The following is a 6,000-nucleotide window of genomic DNA, read 5'->3' on the forward strand; positions in this document are numbered from 1 at the left end:
CATTTCATAAGCATTTCATAAACATTTCAAACGGTTTCGTCCATCGCACGGAGCCTGCGCCATAAAGTTGTGGTGCTGATCCCAAGTTCGCCTGCCGTTTTCTTCCTGTTTCCATGATTGTGTTCCAGAGTGAGCCGGATTTTTGTATCGGAAATGTAGGCTCTGTCTGAAACGGCCGGTTTAACGGCAGCCGGTTCAAAAACAACCGGTTTAAAGACAGCCGGTCCAAAAATGGCCGGTTCAAAAACAGGGGGTTCTGAAATGACCGGTCTTAAAACGGACGGTTTCGAAACCGCCATGGAAATACCCTCCAGTTCGATTTCCAGCGCCTCGCGGACGGTTCTCCGGTCAATACGGTTACTGTCCGAAAGCAGGGAGAGGCGTTCCACAAAATTCCGAATCTCTCTTACGTTGCCGGGCCACGAATAAGATTCACATTCCCGCATGGCATCCGGTTCCAGTATCTTTCCGCCTTCTCCGGATTGACGGAGAAAAAAGTTCAGAAGTGCGGGGAGGTCCTCCCTTCTTTCCCGTATAGGAGGAATCCGGAGGGTGAGCACGTTTAACCGGTAATATAAATCTTCACGGAATTTTCCTTCCAGGACCTGGCTGTACAGATTGCGGTTCGTGGCCGCGATGATACGCACATCCACAGAGGTCACCCGGTCGTCCCCAATGCGCACGATTTCTTTTTCCTGAAGGACACGCAGAAGACGGACCTGCATCTGAAGCGGCAGCTCCCCGATCTCGTCCAAAAACAGGGTGCCTCTGTGGGCCAGCTCAAAAATACCTGCCTTTCCCTCGGCCTTTGCGCCGGTAAAGGCGCCCCTTACATAGCCGAACAGCTCGCTTTCCAGAAGATTTTCCGGCAGGGCTCCGCAGTTGATGGCCACAAACGGGTAATTTCTGCGGGGACTTTCATTGTGGATGCTCTGGGCAAACAGTTCTTTGCCTGTTCCTGATTCCCCATAAAGAATTACCGTGCTTTCCACCGCTGCGTAGCGGGCCGCTTTTTTCTTTAAATCATCCATGCAGGCGCCGGAGGACTGAATATCATGAAAGGTGTTTTTGGCAATATACCCCTTTTTCCGGATATCAAGCTGAATTTCCCGTTCCATGGCCCTTACCACGGCGGAGGGATAGAAGATAAAATTATAGCGCGGCCGGCGGCCGGAATGGGAGATGTGAAGATTCAGCATCAGCGTCTTTTTTTCTACCGTACAGACAAGACGGGAAAGTTCACGATTCTGCTCCATGGCCCCGGAGACGGCCTCCAGAGGAAAAAGCTCCTTAATATTTCTTTTATCAACATGCGGGATTCCTTTAAAAATCTGCCTGGCCGCATCGTTAATTTCATAGATTTCCCCCTTGTCATTTGTAACGATAATCCCCTCGTCCAGTTCGCGGAAGATCGTTCGCAGGCTCTTCAGGTTTTCCTGATCCTGTTCAAACATTCTTGCGTGATGCAGGACTTCGTGAACGGACTGGAGCAGGTTTGCCTTGCTGAAACTGATAAATTCCGCTTCCAGTCCCTCCTCCAGCGTAATATCATAGACCATGCCGACGCCTACAACCCGTTCATAACCCTCTGATTTAAGCTGCCGGATCGCTTGACGTGTCTTCAGTTCCCTGTCGCGTGTCCCCTCACCCGGTTCCGGTTCTATCAGGCAGAGTCTGACATAGTCCTTGAGTTCCTTCCAGTATTCCAGTTCCAGAGGTTTCAGCGGTCCCCAGTAAACCATAGCCGTCATCCTGTTCTGCCGCGTGGAATTTTTAATGGAGACATAGAAATCATAGAAGCTCCGCCTGATCTCCACAAGCGGAATCTGAAGCCGCCCGTTGATCAGTTGAAACAAACGGCTGCCCAGAAGCACCAGTGAGACATCGTGCTCCCGGATATAGCCGCTGATATGTTCCACCAGGCTTTCCTCGGAACCGACGCTGCAGGAGCAGAGTTCGCAGTTGATTCCATACTTGTTGAAATAGTCTGCCAGTTCACGGTAAACACTGTCCACCAGGTGGTTGCCGATATAGACAATCAGTATTTTTTTCATAACGCCGTTCTTTTCGGTCTGATTTAACATGGTATATCACATTTCCCTTCACGGTTCCTGCCGTCTGGATGTTTTTCTTCTAGAGCAATTTTCAAACACGTTATAGTCCTGTATGGAGTCATTATAGCAAAAACGGACAGCAGTGTCATGCGATAAGTTTCAGCAGACGGTCCGGCCGGAATACGGAACCGGCCGGAAACTTAATTTAATATGCAGATCATCAGATTGAGATAAGCGGCAAAGAGGCACCATACCAGATACGGAATCTGGAGGAATGCCGCCAGAGGGCTGATTTGCCGGAACTGCTTTATCATGAGTATAATGATTAAAATCATGACCGCCAGCCACAAAAATGCAGGCAGACAGAGGGACCATCGAAAGAAAATAATACTCCAGAAGAAGTTAAAAAACAGTTGGAGCCGGTACAACCTGAGCGCCGTTTCTTTTTTGGGGCTGTGGGATTCATAAATAATAAATGCAGAGATTCCCATCAGGATGTACAGGATAGTCCATACAATGGGAAATACAAAGGATGGGGGACTCAGAGCAGGCTTATTGAACGAAGAATATCCGGATACATTACCGCTCAAAAGCGAGGACAGCGAGCCGGCTGCCAGAGGAATCAGAATAGAAATAATCAGAGTGCTTTTATTCTTTATTTTCATAGAATACATTCCACGGTATTTTTAATAAAGATATGAAATACGGTCCGTAAATATGAGATGAAGCAGACAAAAGGATTATTATAGGGCCGCGCCCGGCGCAAGAGTCCCGCCGGATTTTTCAGTACTGATCAGGAACGGCCTGTACGCTTTGCGCACAGGCCGCATCTCAATACTTACCGTTTTCCGCGGATTTCCTTCAGCTTTGCCCTCATCTCACGTCCATATGCGGGTGTGATTGGATAAAATTTCAGGATAACGAGCGCTGCGGCAAGAAGAATGAACGGAGTTACAATCTTAATGTTGACGATCGTGTTTACAATGTGAGGAGTAATCTCTTTATTTGCCGCATATCCGGCCAGTCCCATCAGTCCACCTACGATCAGGGTGGAGAAGGAGGAGAAAAACTTCTTCATAAAAGTGATGATGGCGTTGATGAACCCGGCCTGGCAGGAACCGAATTTTAATTCCGTATAGTCCGTGCAGTCGGGAATCATGGACAGGCAGGCAACGTTTGCAATGGTGAAACCGGCGCCGGATATAAACGTCATGAGAATGACCTCCAGCGCAGATGCATTTTCACGGAGAAAGAACAGGCAAAGACCCGTAAAAACGTTCAGCAGCATCCCGAATTTCAGGGTTTTGATTTTGCCCAGCTTTTTCAGAATCATAGGCATCATAGGGATAAATATGATACTTCTCGCCATGGCCAGAATGGACTGTACGGAGAGAACGCCGATATTTTTAACGACATATTTTAAGTAATACAGCGATATTGCCGAGTTAACTGCGTTGGAAAGCGTAACAAGCCCTAATAAGAAGGCACAGCAGATAACGGCCCTGTTTTTCAGCACAACGTTGAGCTGGCTCTTAAAATGAATTTTTTCCGGGGTTTTAATCGAATTATAATAGTCCTTCTTTTTTGCTCCGTTTGCGGAAATCAGTCCGGTAATGACACAGACTGCCGAAATTACGAAGGTGGAAACAAGAAATCCCGTTTTTTCACTTGAAAAGCGGCTTACAATCGGCATCGTGCAGGCTCCGACCAGGGCGCCGGAGATAAAACCGGCCAACTGGCGGGAGGTAAGCAGGATATTCCGCTGGTTTACGTCGGTGCTCATGACGCTGTTGAGAGCCTGCCAGGACACGGTAAACTGAGTATAAAAAACACTGTAGAATATCAGGGCGATCGTGTAGTAAACCAGTTTTCCGGTGGTGGAGATGTCAGGCACAAAGAACAGAACCATCATGATGAAGGCCCACATAATACATCCCATAATCATGTGTGGACGGTATTTACCCCAGCGTTTTGTGTTGGTCCGGTCGGCCAGTCCTCCGATAATCGGATCATTGATGGCGTCCCAGATGGTCAGCAGCATGGTCAGTGTTCCGACCACGCCGATATTTAAACCGGCCACATCGGTCAGAAAGTTCATCGTAAATGTGTTTTTATATTGGCTTGGCATGGTGGCGGCTGCTCCGCCGAGTCCGTAGGAAACGATATCACCTGCGGATAGTTTCTCAACGGCTTCTTCCGGCGCAGCGTTTTTCTTCATGTTCTCCATAAGTAATCCCTCTCTTTTTATTTATGTGTTTACAAATTTTCTTTGAATATTACAGATGATTCGACTGACGGACAGTCCTGTCCCAAGCTCCGGTTTTTGTTAATCTCGGACAATACGCGGTTTGACATCCGGGGTGAGGAGAGGGCGGTAACCTTCTTCTCCAACCTGGGTAAGGTGTTCCTCCTTTGCCTTTCCGACCAGTTCCGGGTTTTCGAACAGGTCGATGGCGGTTCCGGCAAGCACCTTGCCCGCATAGAGCATTCCCTTGTGGGCGCTGCTTGTCTTTCCCTGCGCCACCATCTGCCAGGAATGTTCCACCGTTCCGCCTGCTCCGGTGGAGGCAAGAATCTGGGAGGTAGGGCAGATCCAGCTTACGTCCCCCACGTCGGAGGAGCCGGAGAGCGGTTTATTGCCGGGGGCGTACGGCATGACAAAGCGGTAGAGGCTCTGTTTGTCATACTTGGCTCCTATCATGCGGCCCTTTGGTCCCATGGTTTTTTCCAGGCGGTCCGCCATCGTGGTGCGTCCTTCGATCGTCTCCTGGATGGCTTTTGCATATTTTTCCTCCTCCTCTGTGTATTCCGGCAGAGGAATCTCCGTCATGTTGCGGTAGAGGATTTCTTCCAGCGTCCTGTTTACCACAATATTGGAGCAGCTCTTATCCATCTGAATTTCCACACCCACCCCGCTCATCAGAGCGGCTCCTCTGGCTATATCGTTTACCCGTTCATAGATTTCCTGCACCTGGGAATTTTTCGGGGCTCGGATGAGATAGAGCGCCTCCGCCTCTGCCTGTACCACATTCGGGGCAGCTCCTCCCGTATTTGTGATGGCATAGTGGACCCTGGCTTCGGGGATGATATGTTCCCGCAGAAACTGTACGCCGATATTCATCAGTTCCAGGGCATCCAGAGCGCTCCGTCCGAGATGGGGGCTGGCGGCGGCATGTGCGCTTTTTCCGGTAAAATGATACCTCACCTGAATGTTGGCCAGCGTGCTGAAGGACCAGACCGTGTTCAATGAACCGGGGTGCCAGGAGAGGGCTGTGTCCAGTTCATCAAACACTCCGTCACGGGCCATGAAGGCCTTGCCGGAGCCGCCTTCCTCGGCGGGACAGCCAAAGTAGATGACGGTCCCCGGCTTTCCCGTCTGTTCCAGATAGGTTTTCACCGCGGCGGCGGCCGCCAGACTTCCTACCCCCAGCAGATTGTGGCCGCAGCCGTGGCCGCAGCCGTCTCCGGGCAGAGATTCTTTCACGGCAACTCCGGCTTTCTGGCTGAGGCCCGGCAGTGCATCGAATTCGCCCAGAATCCCGATGACCGGATGGCCTTTGCCAAAACGGCCCGAGAAGGCGGTGGGAATGCCTGCCAGTTCTTTTTCTACCGTGAAGCCGTTTTCCGCCAGCGCCTTGCAGAGCGTTTCCGCCGATTTGAATTCACGGAAGTTAAGCTCCGGGTGGTCCCAGATTTCATCGCTCAGAGCGGCAAACTGTTCTTGCCTTTCGTCAATGACGGACAGATATTTTTGCTTTTCCATTAATAAATCCCTCCTGCATGATTCTGTTACTGTTCAGTCCGTGCCCGGTAATATGCTTCGGGGCTGTAAACGGTAACATGAGGTTACTGTTCACGGGCAGTATTCCGCGAGGTGTTTTTTGTGAGTGCAGCAAAGCGAAAGTCACAGAAAACCCGAGGGTTACGGCGCGAAACGGCGCTTTTT

4 protein-coding genes are annotated in these 6,000 nt (G+C 50.2%); all 4 read right to left on the bottom strand.

Annotation, left to right across the window (positions count from 1 at the left end; all coding sequences use genetic code 11):
- Positions 1–26: 26 nt before the first annotated feature.
- The 4 genes from QZT18_RS09880 to QZT18_RS09895 all read right to left on the bottom strand — a co-directional run bounded on the left by QZT18_RS09880 (position 27) and on the right by QZT18_RS09895 (position 5,817).
- Positions 27–2,084, bottom strand: coding sequence for a sigma 54-interacting transcriptional regulator (locus QZT18_RS09880; RefSeq protein WP_294147264.1), 2,058 nt, complete (start codon positions 2,082–2,084; stop codon positions 27–29).
- A 170-nt stretch (positions 2,085–2,254) separates the two neighbouring features.
- On the bottom strand, positions 2,255–2,719 hold the full coding sequence (locus QZT18_RS09885) for a TspO/MBR family protein (protein WP_294147266.1): 465 nt from the start codon (positions 2,717–2,719) through the stop codon (positions 2,255–2,257).
- A gap of 173 nt (positions 2,720–2,892) precedes the next feature.
- Positions 2,893–4,281, bottom strand: coding sequence for an MFS transporter (locus tag QZT18_RS09890; RefSeq protein WP_294147270.1), 1,389 nt, complete (start codon positions 4,279–4,281; stop codon positions 2,893–2,895).
- A gap of 99 nt (positions 4,282–4,380) precedes the next feature.
- Positions 4,381–5,817, bottom strand: coding sequence for a M20 family metallopeptidase (locus QZT18_RS09895; RefSeq protein ID WP_294147272.1), 1,437 nt, complete (start codon positions 5,815–5,817; stop codon positions 4,381–4,383).
- Positions 5,818–6,000 lie beyond the last annotated feature (183 nt).

The organism is uncultured Clostridium sp. (assembly GCF_900547735.1).
Lineage (GTDB): Bacteria > Bacillota > Clostridia > Lachnospirales > Lachnospiraceae > Otoolea.

Bases quoted from the DNA above. Each gene is read 5' to 3' on its own strand.
- QZT18_RS09880 (WP_294147264.1), bottom strand. From the start codon at position 2,084: ATGTTAAATCAGACCGAAAAGAACGGCGTTATGAAAAAAATACTGATT.
- QZT18_RS09885 (WP_294147266.1), bottom strand. From the start codon at position 2,719: ATGAAAATAAAGAATAAAAGCACTCTGATTATTTCTATTCTGATTCCT.
- QZT18_RS09890 (WP_294147270.1), bottom strand. From the start codon at position 4,281: ATGGAGAACATGAAGAAAAACGCTGCGCCGGAAGAAGCCGTTGAGAAA.
- QZT18_RS09895 (WP_294147272.1), bottom strand. From the start codon at position 5,817: ATGGAAAAGCAAAAATATCTGTCCGTCATTGACGAAAGGCAAGAACAG.